A 14,220-nucleotide genomic window follows, 5' to 3' on the forward strand; every position below is an offset into this window, starting at 1 on the left:
AATCTTTATAGATCCGGCTCATATAAAATTAGAAATCTAGAATTTAATTACGCGGAACAATTGTCATATTGGCATTTAATCTACCGCCAGTAATGACCATCTCGCCTAAACGCTGAGCATTTCCACCGGAAGGATACATATTAATATCTTTTACACGGAAAACTTCTGTAGCTAGTTTATTTGGATTAAAATTAAGACCAAAATTAAAGCCAACATTATCCTTGTTAACTACAATGGCATTATCAAAACCAATTCTACCTGATAGGTTATCCAATCCCAGAATCGAACCGTCAACTGGTTCTACAATCTGTATTGCACCACTATCTACCAAATAGGAACCAACAAATCCTAAACGGTTAGCTCCATCTTGTGGGCCTGAAAGAGAACCTGCTTCACTAGGAACCAAAGCAAAATTCATATCTCCATTTAGTTTAATTTTCAAACCAAACAGTACATCAGTTTTCTGAAGGAAATTATTAATTGGCGAATAATAGTTCGTACCCACTGTTTTAGATTTTGCGCCTGGTAAATAACCTGCAGCAATCTCTGCCGACATCGCCATCAATAAATTGGGTAATTTTACGTTCAATTTGCCATTTTCTACGCCAATACTACCGTATCCTTTGAGATACATATCAATATTACGCAACCCAAAATAATAATCGGTTGGATTATTACCATCATTGGCATTTGGCCCACCATCAATCAAAAAGATAGATGTGGTTTTACTTCCGGCAATTGCACCATTGGCATCCAAACCAGTACTACCTACTTCCTTATTGACACCTTGTGTACTCAATGCAGCTGCAAAACCCAAGCGCTCAGAATTTGTAACACTTGTGCCATCTGGCAACAAACCAGTATAGGTTGTTCCATAGGTAGCAATATTGGCATTTAAATTATAGATTGGTAAGCCAATACCCCACTGCCCTACAGTGGTGGTTGGTATATTTGCAGCACCAGTAATATCATTACTTGCAATAAAACGTGCTTGCCGTGCTAACGCCTGGAACTCAAGACCACGGACACCTATAACCACGCTATATGGATTAGTAGCATCACCATGTATTTGCTGGGTATAGTCAGTTGTTTTTGTTAAGTAATCACTATTACCAATTTTGGATGTATTTAGGACATCGTTGGCAGGCATGTTCAAAGTTTTTGTATTTGCAAGATTAATATACACATCGCCACTGTCAAAATATGCACGACCTGTATTTAACCCACCATTAACTGCTGTACGTGTTAAGAGCGGTGTTAATTTACCAAATTCCACACCATACGCATTCTTACCTGCACCGCCCAACTCTAATGTAGTAGGTGATCCGCCCCCTGCATCTGCAGCATCCCGTGTAAATTCACCTTTCATTCTTATTGCAATACCAGTACTGCCAATAATACTGGCATTGGTACCACTGGTCGGGCTAGTTGCATTATTAGATGCAAACCCTAGAGCAGGATTTGCTACATCTCGTGCATCAGTACCACGAACAACTAAATAAGCATTTTTCATGCGGCCACTAGCACCCGCACGAATAATTCCTTTGGCATTATCTGTATTATAAGTACCAGCAGTTACATTGGACTTATGCATAAACTCAAGATTTAAACCAGAGTTCGTTCCTCCAAAAGTACCACCTGTATATTGAGGATCATTAACCCGAGTAAAATCAACATACCCGGTTGAACCTGTTTGTAAGCGTAAACCTCCAGAATCGCTAACAAACATATTACCTTTACCATAGAAATTAAAATTAAAATTTCTCATAATCAACTGATTGGTAACACTTGCGCTTTGTTTCTGACCCAAGTAAATATTGATATTTCTTAGGCCCAAGGTTAATTCAGCCTGGCCAGCTTCACTAAATAAACCATTTTGGCTATTTAAATGAAACTGTACGGGTGTGCTGGACTGGATTGCCATGCTACCAATACTGGGGCCACAGTTCCCACCTGATCCATTACAGATCTGAAAACTATCAGCAGCTACAGTACCTAAGGTTGAATTTACATCCAGATCTATACCAGCTGTAGTCCCGTTACTACCCGTATTAATCTTAATTTCTGTTCCGATTTTTTGTCCTGCAACAGCCGGCGTAATAGAAATGCCATTGGCATAACCGCGCAAGGTTTCTTCAGTATTTCCGGCAGTACCGGTTTTATCTTCCCAATACACCTTATCAACATCAATTCGGTCATATTCAGTGCCAATATAGATGCCATCCTGACCATCTATTTTGCGCATATCCTGTTCATTCATTTCCTGTAACGCGTACGCAGGCAGCTGCATTATCATTAAACTGCTGGCTAAAGTAGATAATGCAAATTTGCGAGAAGTTACATTTTTAAATGTCATGGCCATAATCCCTGAACCAATATTTATTAACAGCGTGGATGAGAACTGTCACAACTGAATATTTTGATAGTACCTGCTACTGAAAGATTGCCGTTAATCATCAGGCCGGTAAAACCCTTTTCGCGATTGGCATCAAATCCTGCAGTTGTATATGTCCCTGTGGCCAAATAGCCAGGAATATTACCTGCCCCTTCATTCGCAACGGTATCTGTTTCAATAGACACTGAATTAAAGCCAACATTACGGAACTGAATCGGTTTTAATGGATTAAAACTTAACTGGATAGCAGGTTTAACGGTCGAACCGTAAATAAGGTCAACACCATCCAGTGCAACTTGTTGAATATTAATCGTCCCCTGAATCCCTTTAAACACTAGCCAAAGCTTTTTTCCATCAGTCGTAGAACGATTATTTAATGCAATACCCAGACGACAGAATTTTAGGTCACTACATAACGTGGTATCAAAAACGCCAGGACTAGACTGGTTCAAGGATAAATTCAAACTGATATCTGCACCTGCCTGCCCTTCAACTTGCTGCAAGTCGGTATTATTCAGTGGCTCAAGTGCAGCATTCACTGAAGCTGACAGCAATAAAGAAGATAATAAAATTACGGTTTTCATCTTATATCCTTATAAGCCTTTAGTCGTAAACTTCAGATGCTGAATCAACAAGCCATCAATGACTGCTGAACCTAAATTGGTAGTTGTGCCTGTACCATTACTAAAGGTAATTCCTTTTGCATCGGCAGCGGTGCTGGCAGTGATTGTCCGACTGGTATTGTTATAAACCACATCACCCATGGTAATACTACTATGAGTAGCATTATTGCCCTGGTAGGTTGCATTAGCCACACCATCAACCTTACTGCCACAGTAAAACTGACTACAGGTTGAACCTAAGTAAGTAGTATCTGCAGGGTTGGCATAATTGGTATAAATCTGATTATAAATACTTGCCTTATTTGGAATTCTGGCAATTTCCAAAGTAATATTTTGCCCATCAGTGCCTAGTACCAGTGGCTGATATAAACTACCCAGTACTAAGTTAATATTGGGTTTATAAATATAAATACCTTCCTTGTCATTAAAGGTTGGTGCAACGCCGCCATTAATAGCTGGTGTATCCAATAAACCTGAATTACTTGAAGTAGCTGTTTCCTGGGTACTCAAACGTAAAACGCCAGCATCATTACTATTAAAGCGTAATAAACCTGATAAGCCTAAGGTATTGTTATAAAATGTACTCATTCCACCAGTGTTAGTTGCTCCACCAAGCGTTTGGAACATTTTTATATTGCTGCCATTAATACTTAATCCGTCCCAGATCGCCTGTAACCGGAGACGGTTGGCACGGCCAGCTCCACCAAGATTAAATTGTGTGCCTGTTGCGCTCATATTTTCAACAACGCTGGGATCTCGCACAAATGCATCAGCCCAAAAACCCAGTTTCAGGTTATAGGCACTTTTTTCAGCATCCGAAAGGCCAGCAATATTGGCATGGTATAGTGGTGCTTCCAGATTTAAATAACTTACGCTATAGGTGCCACTGTCTGTTGTGGAAAAATTAGGAATACCACTATCTGTAGTTACTTTCAAAAGCCATGGGTTGATGGCACTTCCCCATGAATCAATTGTTCTGGAAAATCTGGAGTTTGTATCGGTACTATCTCGTGCTGCATTATAGGCTTTGTTAGACTGAGAAATTGCCAAACCATACATAAAGACATCGGCTTTACCCGCACCACTGGCAGCAGCGGTAGCGGTTAAAGGACCTACAGGAATCAGGCGAATATAACCAGTATCATAAGTGCCAGCGCCACTATTATTTGTATCAGCACCATTTAAACGTATTGAGGCATTTTCTGGCAAAAAAGCAATCCCTTCACCTGTAGAATCGGCCAGACTATCATCATCCAGTGCTTCAAGTGCAAAACCACGAGACGACATTAAAGAAAGGCCGATGGATAGTGCCAACGCACTGAGTCTAAAACCAGATTTAACGCGTAAACGTAGATGAGACATGCTACCTAGCCTTCCTTCTTAATTGCCATACTGCATTAAAGCAGTTCAATCCTCTTGGTCCTCATACATCAAAGGTATTATTATTGTTCCTTTTGATGTCTATAGTACGGTATACAGTACTACACTTTATATTATGAGGCTTATTTGGCAAAATGCAAAAATGTTTTGCTGATCGCTTTAATTTAAGCAGTCTTTTGTTTTTACTTTCAAAATTAATTTCATTAAAAACAATATCTTAATTAACATAACCGCTCGTCGGGTTATTTTTCCATCTATCCTTGAAGCTAATATAGAAAGAGTTTTCTTAAAACTCCCTTAAAATAAGGGGGTGAATGTATGGTATCACCACCCTTACTTCTTATCACTACACTGGTCAAGGATCAGGCTTTAGGTAAAGTTACCCCAATCTGCCCCTGATACTTGCCGCCACGGTCTTTATAGCTGGTTTCACAAACTTCATCACTTTCGAAAAACAGCATTTGTGCCACGCCTTCACCTGCATAAATACGTGCTGGCAGGTTGGTGGTATTGGAAAACTCCAGTGTGACATGGCCTTCCCACTCTGGCTCTAGTGGTGTGACATTTACAATAATACCGCAGCGCGCATAGGTAGACTTGCCAAGACAAATGGTGAGTACATTACGTGGAATGCGGAAGTATTCAACGGTACGTGCCAAGGCAAAAGAGTTAGGTGGAATGATACAAACATCGGATTCAATATCAATAAAGCTTTTTTCGTCAAAATTCTTGGGATCGACAATGGCTGAATGTACATTGGTGAAGACTTTAAACTCACGCGCACAGCGCACATCGTAGCCATAACTGGACACACCATAAGAAATCAGCTTTTGTCCATTGCCATCCAGACGCACCTGATTGTCGGCATAGGGTTCAATCATGCCATGTTTTTCGCTCATTTCACGAATCCAGCGATCCGATTTAATGCTCATTGATTTTCCCAGATATGGTTTAAAAAATTGCGGCTACTTTACCTTAAAAAGCAGCCTGCAAAAAAGTGGTGGGTTAAAAATTCCTGCCCAAGCGATTCATTAAAAAATGCGGTTACTATCTCGCTCGCGACTGGGAATTTTAGCTAGTTGCACCAGCATGGCCAGCGCAATGTCTTTATAGTGACTGGCAACGTTATCATTGGCACTGTCTTTTGCAATCACGCTGGGCGTGCCCCGATCTGCATTCTGGCGAATACTGGCGTTAAGCGGCAAACGACCCAATAAGGGCACCTGATAGGCAGCACTTAATTTATCACCGCCGCCTGTACCAAAGATTTCATCAGTATGGCCACAATTGGAACACACATGCGTGGACATATTTTCCACCACGCCCAGCACTGGAATATTGACTTTATTAAATAGTTCAATCCCTTTTTGCGCATCCATTAACGCCACATGCTGCGGTGTGGTGACAATTACAGCACCCGTTACTGGAATACGTTGCGCCAGTGTGAGTTGAATGTCACCTGTGCCCGGTGGCATATCAATCAGCAGGTAATCCAGATCAGGCCATGCTGTCTGGTTAAACAGTTGCATTAGTGCGCCTGTTGCTTTGGGGCCGCGCCAAACAACAGGAGTGTTGTCGTCACCCGTTAAGTTGCCAATGGACAACACCGCCATGCCAAACGCTTCTAATGGAATAAACTGCTCGTTTTCTATCAGCGGGGTTTTGCCTGCTGTGCCCAGCATGGTTGGGACGCTTGGGCCATAAATATCAGCATCCAGCACGCCGACTTTGGCACCCGTTTGCTGCAAGGCTAATGCCAGGTTCACCGTCGTGGTGGACTTGCCTACACCGCCTTTACCTGACGCCACCACAATCACGTGTTTAATGCGTGGATGGGCTTGTAGCTGGCTTTGGGTGGGTGGTGCCGGACGCTTTGCGGTGAGTTGATCTTCTCGCTGTACGGCTTCACTGCGGCCTGCTTCAGCGTGTGCTGTTTGACGTTGAACAGCAGATTGGGCTTGTGCATTAGTCACTGGGGGTAAATTAACCTGGCTTTGCTGTTGTTGACTTCCACTGGCCTTTTGCGTCACAAAATGCAGGTTAAGCTCGCGAATGCCAGCTTTTTCCAGATCACTTGCCAGACTGTTATGTAACTGTTCAAAGTCAGCTTCTGAGGTGACCTGATAACCCGCTGGCAGCTTAAGCGTTAAGCCCAGCACATCATTTTGCTGCTGGCGCTGGGTAACTAGCGATAGAACAGTATGCTGGGTATTCGGTAAGTAATGGTTTTTGAGGATTTCATCAATCTGCGGATTTCCGAACTCAGCAAATGGCGCAAATTCCATTTTAAAAGGTTTAAACCACGACATAACGACAACTCCAAACAGGTCAACAGCGGGCAATTTTAGCGGTGAAGCATGTTATATTAACCGCTATCATAAGACTACCAAGAGAGTATAAGCCCGTGCCATATTCTGTACGTCGCATTTTAGTCACGAATGCGCTTCCCTATGCCAATGGTCCCATCCATTTAGGCCATTTATTAGGCTATATTCAGGCTGATATCTGGGTACGTGCAATGCGCGCCATGGGCCATCAGGTAACTTATGTCTGTGCGGATGATGCCCATGGCACTGCAATTATGCTTAAAGCCGAGGCCAATGGCGTGACGCCAGAGCAGCAAATTGCACAGGTACAGCGTGAACACGAACGGGATTTTGCTGGCTTTGATATCAGTTTTGATCACTATCATTCCACGCACAGTGAAGAAAACCGCCAGCGCTCACAGGAAATTTATATTAAAAACCGTGATGCGGGTCATATCAGCACCCGTCCGGTCAAGCAACTGTTTGACCCGGAAAAAGGCTTATTTCTGGCTGATCGTTTTATTAAGGGTGAATGCCCCAAATGTAGTGCGCCGGATCAATATGGTGATTCCTGTGAAGTGTGTGGTACCACCTATAATGCCACCGAGCTTAAAAACCCCTATTCCACGTTGAGTGGCGCCACACCAATTGAAAAAGAATCGATTCATTACTTTTTTAAACTGCCCGATTTTGAGCAGTATTTGCAGGACTGGACCCGCACGCCAAATCGCTTGCCAGTAAGTATTGCCAACAAGCTGAATGAGTGGTTTGAAGCCGGTTTAAATGATTGGGATATCTCGCGCGATGCGCCATATTTTGGCTTTGAAATTCCGGATGCGCCAGGCAAGTATTTTTATGTCTGGGTGGATGCGCCAATTGGCTATATGTCCAGCTTTGAGAACTATGTCAGCACGCATGCCGGGAAACAGGCTGGCCTGACCTTTATGGATTACTGGGGCAAGGATAGTACGGCTGAGCTGTATCACTTTATCGGCAAAGATATTGTGTATTTTCATGCCCTGTTCTGGCCAGCCATGCTGGAAGGTGCTGGCTATCGCACACCAACGGGTATTTTTGTGAATGGCTTTTTGACGGTAAACGGCCAGAAGATGAGCAAGTCACGCGGTACATTTATCAAGGCTGAAACCTACCTGGAGCATTTGAACCCAGAATACCTGCGCTATTATTTTGCCAACAAGCTGTCGGATAAAGTGGAAGACAGCGACCTGAACCTTGATGACTTTATTTTAAAGGTAAACAGTGATCTGGTGGGTAAAGTGGTGAACATTGCCAGCCGCTGTGCCAAGTTTATTAACACCAAATACAACAATAAAATGTCCGCACTGTGCAGTGAACCTGAGCTGGTGCAAAGCTTTATTGATGCCGGTGAATCAATTGGCAAGGCTTATGAAGCACGCGAATTCAGCACGGCTATTCGTGACATTATGAGTCTTGCTGACAAAGCCAACCAGTACATTGACGAGAAAAAACCCTGGGCACTGGCCAAAATGGATGGCATGTACACTGAAGTACAGGATGTCTGTTCCGTCGGCCTTAACCTGTTCCGCCAGCTGGTGGTCTATCTGGCACCAGTCTTGCCTACTCTTGCCAAACAGGTGCAACTGTTCTTTAAACTGGACAGCATGGATTTTGCCTCGCGTCAGCAGGTTTTGCTGGATCATGAGGTGTATACCTTCCAGCCGCTGATGCAACGGGTAGATAAAGCCAAAGTAGAGCTGATGGTGGAAGCATCCAAAGAATCATTAACCAGCACAGCTGCACCAGTTACACCGCCTAAAGCTGCCAAACCAGCATCTACCAAGCAAGACGGTAAAACGACTACCAACAAACCTGATACAGCGGCCAGTGACAGTATCAAGATTGATGACTTTTTAAAGGTAGACTTGCGGGTTGCCAAAATCCTCAATGCGCAAACGGTAGAAGGTTCGGACAAACTATTGCAACTGACGCTGGATGTCGGTGAAGCAGAACCACGCAATGTATTTAGTGGAATTCGCGGCGCGTATGAAGCAGAAAGCCTTGTGGGCCGTTTAACCGTGTTGGTGGCTAATCTGGCCCCGCGTAAAATGCGTTTTGGGATTTCCAATGGCATGGTGCTGGCCGCAGGCAATGGCGAAGGCATTTTCCTCTTATCACCGGATTCTGGTGCCAAGCCGGGTGACAAGGTCAGTTAATGCCTGAATAAATCGCTAATTAAAAGGGCTGAATTCATCAGCCCTTTTTTATAAATCAGGCTGACATCAACCTATTAGAATGGCAGTTATTTTCATACACTTAATTCCTGACTCCACGCTGAACGGGGTTGCTGATAAATGTGCCAGCAGGTTTGTGCAATGGCTTGTGCAGTTTGCCTGTTTTCAGTGCTCCAGCCTGATAATGTGACATAGCAACACTGGATTCCCTGCGGCTGAAACTCCCGGGCCAGTGATTGCAGTAAAGCCCGGTTACCGGCGTGCACTGCGCCATCTGCCAGCCAGCCTGAGTCTGGTGCACTGGCATGCATTGAACCGAGTATAATAAATTTTCCCCGCTGACGCGGCAGCATGGGTTTAATGGCATGTTGCGCAATATTAATGGCACTTAAACCCGTGTGCTGCCAGCGTTGTTGCATGTCTTCCGAAGTTAGATCAGTGCTTGCCATTTCAAGAGGTGGCGCAGGCTGGAATACCACCAGCTCAACCACATGGCCAGCCTGTTTAATTTTTTTAAATAAATGTGCCACGGCTTTAGAATCAATCAAGTTAGCTTTCACATCGGTGAGTTGATCTAGCGCCTCAAATTGCAGCGTATTGTCTTGCTGACTATGACGCACCTGATACAGTGCCAATTTTTGACTTTGTGCCTGCAGCAGCAATGCCTGAGATAAGGCCTCGACACCACTACCGATAACCACGATACAACCCTGTTGTGATGATTTTTTTCTTTTGAAAATATTCATTAAAACTTCTCACTATAAGGCCGTAAATCCAGCTCATGCGTCCATAAAGGTTTAGCCTGCTGATGTAGCATCCAGTAGTTTTCTGCAATGGCTTCAATATCTAAGCCGCCAGAGCCTCGCGTTTTACGCAGTATGCGCCCCAGACCAAACACAGCTTTATTAATACGTTCTCCATCCACCATGCCATCAACCACCACATGCGCAATATGAATATTTTGCGGATTTAATTCCTTTGCCAGACCTTGGGCATAGGCTCTTAATGCAGCCTTGCCTGTAGTAAATGCTGCAAAATAAGGCTTGCCACGAACTGAAGCACTGGCACCGGTAAAAATAATGGTTCCGTATCCCTGCTGTTGCATGGTTTTAACCGCTTGCTGACCCACCAGAAAGCCTGATAAAAATGTCAAACGCCACATGCTGTCAAAAAAGCGCAGGCTACTTTTTAAAAACCGCGATGGCATATTACTGCCCACATTGTGGACTACCAGATCAATAGCCTGCTGGCGTGCGTTAATATGGCTAAATAATGCTTCTACCTGACTGGCCTTGGTAGCATCCAGAATATAACTTTCTGCCTGTCCACCAGCCTGCTGAATTTCAGCAACCACCCTGTCCAGTTTTTCCAGTGTACGCCCTACTACATACACCAGCAGACCTTCGCGGCCTATACGACGGCAGACTGCCGCACCAATTCCCTGAGATGCGCCTACACCAATGACCACCGCACAACGCTGGCGAATCACTGGTGATGTTAAATCTTTAGTATTCATCACTTATTTATCCATACTGCCACGTCTGACCGGCTTAAACATTTCTGCTGTACAGCTTTAATGCTCTCAACAAGGCTATAAATAAAACAAATCTGTTTATTAATGCATTGGTTCCAAAAAGGAACTTATAGCAGAATTTTTTAATAAAGAACATTTATTGTTGCCAGACCTTGGTTAATTTGTCTGATCAACGCAGATAAAACGATGTTGGTGGAAAAACTAACTTTTAGGCATACGCGATTAAACTTGATATTCAAAAAGCGACGCGTTATATCTTTCTTGATAGCAAATACTTTGGTTCCAATATGACAACAGGCACACAAGCTCCCATCCAGCTTTTTTATTTTCCTACTCCGAATGGCCATAAAATCACCATTGCACTGGAAGAAATGCAGCTTCCATACGACATTCAACTGGTGGATATTCGCAAGGGTGATCAGTTTAAGCCAGCGTTCTTGGACATTTCGCCCAACAACCGCATGCCCGCCATTATTGATCCCAATGGCCCGGATGGCCAGCCAGTTTCAATTTTTGAATCCGGCGCAATCTTGCAGTATCTGGGACGTAAAACGGGTTTATTTTATCCGCAGGATGAACGTCAGCGGATTGAAGTTGAACAATGGCTGATGTGGCAAATGGGTGGCTTTGGCCCGATGCTGGGACAAAACCATCACTTTAACCGATTTGCGCCGGAAAAAATTCCCTATGCCATTAATCGTTATGTGGATGAAACCAAACGGCTGTATGGTGTGCTGAACAAGCGTCTGGCAGACCGTGACTATGTGGCAGGTGAATATTCGATTGCTGACATGGCCATGATTGGCTGGGCCTTAAGCTGGGAATGGCAAGACATTAGTATTGCTGAATATCCACATGTGAATCAATGGATTGAGCGCCTAAAAGCCCGTCCTGCGGTACAACGTGCCCTAGCGCAAAAAGATAACGTGATGGCCTAAGCTGCATCACTGTCCCGCAGCTAAGCTTTAGTGCTGCGGGTAATTAAAACGATAGCCTGTTCAGTGCTGCGCTTGTAGCACATTAATTAAGGCATCCAGTAATGCTTGCTGGTGCTCAATACACTGTGGCACCAGTTTTTTATAGGCCTGATCCAGTTGTACCATAGCAAAGCCTTCCTTCCAGTATGGAAATTTATCGGCCAGTGCTTCAGTGACCAAGCCCTCATAGTGGGAAGCGTTCACAATCAGCGACAGGGTATTCATCGCATCAGCACCCGCCAGTGCATTAAAATCAATACCATGTTTTTTAAACAGGCGAATCCGGTCTTTCTTGTAGAGTATTTTCTTGGCCTGAAAGTCATTTAAGCCAAACGCTGCAATAGTAGCTTGCTGTAGCATTTCTTCATAACGCTGGTATAAAAGACTAAACGCCTGCGTATAAGTGCTGGCTTCATTGGACTTAGTCAAGGTTTTGCGAATAAAGGCATATGCCTCTTCATCCAGCGCGGTTTGCTTTAAGCTATTTAAATAAGTGATGGCCTGCTCGGGTGAGTTGCTGGATAAGTCAGATGTCATACGCTTGGTTTTCCTCGCCCCCGTTTTTGTTAAGTACGAGAAGCTCAACAGAATAAATACGGTCAGAATAAGCCATTGTCGCACATTTAAGGCTGGCCCAATGAAAAAGCCTCAAAACATTTCTGTCCTGAGGCTTGATATAACGCGACTGTGTTTTAGTTGGAACGGATAATACCCAAGAGGCGCAGGAATGAAATATACATCCAGACCAGGGTGGCCAGTAGCGCAACACCACAAAACCATTCCATATATTTAGGCGCATGATATTCAGCAGAACGCTCAACCAGATCAAAATCCAGAATCAGGTTTAATGAGGCAATAACTGCCACAAATGCCGCAAAGCCTAAGCCAATCATGCCATTTTCAAACAGGAAAGGAATGCTATTGCCAAATGCCAGCACCATGACCCATTGCACCAGATACAAGATCAGAATGGCAAGGGTTGCAGACAGCACTACTGCCTTGAATTTTTCAGTAGCCTGAATAATTTTAGCTTTATACAGCCCTAACAGGCCAAATGTGGTAACAAAGGTTGCAGCCACGGCAATCAGCGGCAAACCCGGATAGCGGTATTCATAAGCAGCTGAAATACCGCCCAGAAACAGGCCTTCCAGCACCGCATACGGCAAAGCCAGACTGCTGCTGGTATGTGGTTTAAAAGTCATAATCAGCGCCAGAACAAACCCACCAATTGCACCAACCACTGCACCCAGCATGGCCGGACTATTGATATAGCCCAGATTCAGGCAGTAAAAATAAAACACCAAAGCAATGGCAGTGGCCACACCAGTCATCAGTACCGCTTTATTGACCGCCCCGGATACCGTCATCGGCTCAGTATAGGTCGCCTCAAACCCGACCTTTTTAAACATTGGATTATTACTTTGCATCTTCTTTCTCTTTATTGGGTTGCACTACAGATTAGACAGATTACAGCATGTCTTTATCACCATTATATGAAGAGTTAGGTGCGAATTGTATTTAAAATTGAAACCACCTGGTTACGACCCTGATGCTTGGCTTCATACAGATATTTATCAGCCTGGCGCACAATTTTGTCCAACTGATAACCACACTGTTCGCTGCAACTCACCCCAAAACTGGCCGTTACCTGCAAGCGCTGGTCTTGTTCATCACTCACATAGGCATTGCTGATCGCTACCCGACAACGCTCTGCAATAATTACCGCCTGCTCTAGCTCAGTCTGGCTTAACACAATCAGGAATTCCTCACCGCCATAGCGCCCCACCTGATCGGCTTTGCGTAATGTACTTTGCAGGGTAGCAGCCACCACCTGCAAGGCTTTATCGCCAATTAAGTGACCATGCGCATCATTAATTTTCTTGAAAAAATCAACATCCAGCAGTACCACAGAAACGGGATACACCAGCTCGGCGTTTTGTGCCAGTGCATTTTCCAGACAATGGGTAATGGCACGCCGGTTATACAAATTGGTCAGGCTGTCCGTAATGCTGATATGGTGAATATTGCGCTCACGCTGCCGCCAGCGAATAAAGAACAAATCACAAAAGCCGAAAATGGTAATAAAATGCGGCAAGGCAAAATAAATCATGCACAACAGGTAAAACGGCCGTGCCTTAAAAGCATAAAAAAACTCAGGCTTGAATAAGGGACCGTAGGGAATATGGCCATAGGCACTTAATGCCGACAGCACAATAATCAATACCGCTGCCGTGCCAAATGCTGCATAAACAATATGACGCTGGAATAGCACAAAGCCAAACAGCGGTGCGCCTGCCATCACCAGTCCGGTAGTAATATTGGACAGACCAATGGTGTAGCCCAGAATCACCAGCGAAATTGAATAATAAAATGTACTAATGCAGGCAAATAATTGCTGTGCCCACTCCTTGTCCTGTACCTGCTTGCCCACATATACCAGTAAGCCTGTCAGAAAAATCAGGAACGGCAAGCCCCATTGCAGGGTGGTTAACACCTTATAGTTAATATATTTGCTGGGAAAGTACATCTGGTACACCTGAAAAACCCAGTAGTGCACCAAAATAACGATCAAAATGACCAAAACCAGCAGTGACTTGCGTACCGGCGTCCAATCCAGCACATCGTCAAAATACCTTACAATGCTATTGTTAAACCCCATAACACTGTCCTCATTTGCGTGGGACAACTGAATGGTTAAACTTGCCAGGCTGTTTTTATATTACAGTTGAACTGGCATAAAATTAACCGCTACTTCCTTGTAGCCTTGACAATAGCGTTCTCAGAAAATTTTG

The 14,220-nt window shown here is 44.1% G+C and carries 12 protein-coding genes; 2 read left to right on the forward strand and 10 right to left on the reverse strand.

From position 1 onward, the window contains the following. Positions 1 to 43: 43 nt before the first annotated feature. From Q337_RS0108655 to apbC, 5 genes are all read right to left on the reverse strand, one after another. Positions 44 to 2,356 carry a DUF6160 family protein gene (locus Q337_RS0108655; protein WP_026471257.1) on the reverse strand — a complete coding sequence of 771 codons (2,313 nt, stop codon included), beginning with the start codon at positions 2,354 to 2,356 and terminating at the stop codon, positions 44 to 46. Between the two features lie 26 nt (positions 2,357 to 2,382). Continuing rightward, positions 2,383 to 2,979: a DUF6160 family protein gene (locus tag Q337_RS0108660; RefSeq protein WP_026471258.1), complete on the reverse strand. Its 597-nt coding sequence runs from the start codon at positions 2,977 to 2,979 to the stop codon at positions 2,383 to 2,385. 9 nt (positions 2,980 to 2,988) lie between these two features. After that, positions 2,989 to 4,380, reverse strand: a complete 1,392-nt coding sequence (locus Q337_RS0108665; RefSeq protein WP_026471259.1) for a hypothetical protein — start codon at positions 4,378 to 4,380, stop codon at positions 2,989 to 2,991. Between the two features lie 380 nt (positions 4,381 to 4,760). Continuing rightward, positions 4,761 to 5,330: a dCTP deaminase gene (gene dcd, locus Q337_RS0108670; RefSeq protein ID WP_026471260.1), complete on the reverse strand. Its 570-nt coding sequence runs from the start codon at positions 5,328 to 5,330 to the stop codon at positions 4,761 to 4,763. A gap of 99 nt (positions 5,331 to 5,429) precedes the next feature. After that, the gene (gene apbC / locus Q337_RS0108675) at positions 5,430 to 6,707 is read right to left on the reverse strand and encodes an iron-sulfur cluster carrier protein ApbC (protein WP_026471261.1); all 1,278 of its coding nucleotides are present in this window, start codon (positions 6,705 to 6,707) and stop codon (positions 5,430 to 5,432) included. A 95-nt stretch (positions 6,708 to 6,802) separates the two neighbouring features. Here apbC and metG point away from each other — a divergent pair, with 95 nt between their 5' ends. Beyond that, the gene (metG, locus tag Q337_RS0108680; RefSeq protein ID WP_026471262.1) at positions 6,803 to 8,899 is read left to right on the forward strand and encodes a methionine--tRNA ligase; all 2,097 of its coding nucleotides are present in this window, start codon (positions 6,803 to 6,805) and stop codon (positions 8,897 to 8,899) included. Positions 8,900 to 8,991: 92 nt separating this feature from the next. Here metG and Q337_RS0108685 read toward each other — a convergent pair whose 3' ends face one another. Both Q337_RS0108685 and Q337_RS0108690 read right to left on the reverse strand, forming a co-directional pair. Continuing rightward, a complete protein-coding gene (locus Q337_RS0108685) occupies positions 8,992 to 9,663 on the reverse strand; it encodes an SDR family oxidoreductase (protein ID WP_034279267.1) in 672 nt (223 codons plus the stop codon). Beyond that, entirely contained in the window at positions 9,663 to 10,433 is a 771-nt protein-coding gene (locus Q337_RS0108690) for an SDR family NAD(P)-dependent oxidoreductase (RefSeq protein ID WP_034279268.1), read from the reverse strand. The genes Q337_RS0108685 and Q337_RS0108690 overlap by 1 nt, the downstream gene beginning before the upstream one ends. A 305-nt stretch (positions 10,434 to 10,738) precedes the next feature. Between Q337_RS0108690 and Q337_RS0108695 the strand changes: the two genes are divergently transcribed. Then, positions 10,739 to 11,389 carry a glutathione S-transferase N-terminal domain-containing protein gene (locus Q337_RS0108695; RefSeq protein ID WP_026471265.1) on the forward strand — a complete coding sequence of 217 codons (651 nt, stop codon included), beginning with the start codon at positions 10,739 to 10,741 and terminating at the stop codon, positions 11,387 to 11,389. A 60-nt stretch (positions 11,390 to 11,449) separates the two neighbouring features. On the opposite strand, the gene Q337_RS0108700 is transcribed toward Q337_RS0108695, so the two are convergent. From Q337_RS0108700 to Q337_RS0108710, 3 genes are all read right to left on the reverse strand, one after another. Then, positions 11,450 to 11,965, reverse strand: coding sequence for a hypothetical protein (locus tag Q337_RS0108700; protein WP_026471266.1), 516 nt, complete (start codon positions 11,963 to 11,965; stop codon positions 11,450 to 11,452). A 155-nt stretch (positions 11,966 to 12,120) separates the two neighbouring features. Further along, positions 12,121 to 12,855 carry a Bax inhibitor-1/YccA family protein gene (locus Q337_RS0108705; protein ID WP_026471267.1) on the reverse strand — a complete coding sequence of 245 codons (735 nt, stop codon included), beginning with the start codon at positions 12,853 to 12,855 and terminating at the stop codon, positions 12,121 to 12,123. Positions 12,856 to 12,929: 74 nt separating this feature from the next. Next, on the reverse strand, positions 12,930 to 14,087 hold the full coding sequence (locus Q337_RS0108710) for a GGDEF domain-containing protein (protein ID WP_026471268.1): 1,158 nt from the start codon (positions 14,085 to 14,087) through the stop codon (positions 12,930 to 12,932). Positions 14,088 to 14,220 lie beyond the last annotated feature (133 nt).

It is taken from the genome of Alkanindiges illinoisensis DSM 15370 (assembly GCF_000619845.1).
Lineage (GTDB): Bacteria > Pseudomonadota > Gammaproteobacteria > Pseudomonadales > Moraxellaceae > Alkanindiges > Alkanindiges illinoisensis.